The sequence below is a fragment of the Rathayibacter sp. AY1E8 genome (assembly GCF_002931415.1).
Classification (GTDB): domain Bacteria; phylum Actinomycetota; class Actinomycetes; order Actinomycetales; family Microbacteriaceae; genus Rathayibacter.
Genome location: NZ_PSVI01000127.1, coordinates 1 through 811, shown reverse-complemented (window position 1 = coordinate 811; position 811 = coordinate 1). Strand labels below are relative to the sequence as shown.

The window sequence follows — 811 nt, the reverse complement described above, 5'->3', positions numbered from 1 at the left end:
CCACTCCTACCAGCCTTTACAACGGTATGAGTGTAGTGATTATCAAGTTATCGGCTTATTAGTACCGGTCAGCTCCGACAGTCTTTAGTCCTGTCTTCCACATCCGGCCTATCAACCCAGTCGTCTGGCTGGGAGCCTCTCCCCCGAAGGGATGGAAATCTCATCTCGAAGCCGGCTTCCCGCTTAGATGCTTTCAGCGGTTATCCGTTCCGAACGTAGCTAATCAGCGGTGCTCCTGGCGGAACAACTGACACACCAGAGGTTCGTCCATCCCGGTCCTCTCGTACTAGGGATAGATCTTCTCAAATTTCCTGCGCGCGCAGCGGATAGGGACCGAACTGTCTCACGACGTTCTAAACCCAGCTCGCGTACCGCTTTAATGGGCGAACAGCCCAACCCTTGGGACCTACTCCAGCCCCAGGATGCGACGAGCCGACATCGAGGTGCCAAACCATGCCGTCGATATGGACTCTTGGGCAAGATCAGCCTGTTATCCCCGAGGTACCTTTTATCCGTTGAGCGACAGCGCTTCCACAAGCCACTGCCGGATCACTAGTCCCGACTTTCGTCCCTGCTCGACTTGTCAGTCTCACAGTCAAGCTCCCTTGTGCACTTACACTCGCCACCTGATTGCCAACCAGGTTGAGGGAACCTTTGGGCGCCTCCGTTACTCTTTGGGAGGCAACCGCCCCAGTTAAACTACCCATCAGGCACTGTCCCTGAACCCGATTAGGGTCCGAAGTTAGATATCCAGAGTGACCAGAGTGGTATTTCAACAATGACTCCACGAACACTAGCGTGCCCGCTTCAA

The 811-nt window shown here is 54.7% G+C and carries 1 rRNA gene; it reads right to left on the bottom strand.

What is annotated here, in order from left to right:
• Positions 1 to 38 precede the first annotated feature (38 nt).
• Positions 39 to 811: ribosomal RNA gene (locus C5C74_RS16930) — 23S ribosomal RNA — on the bottom strand; the annotation flags it as partial.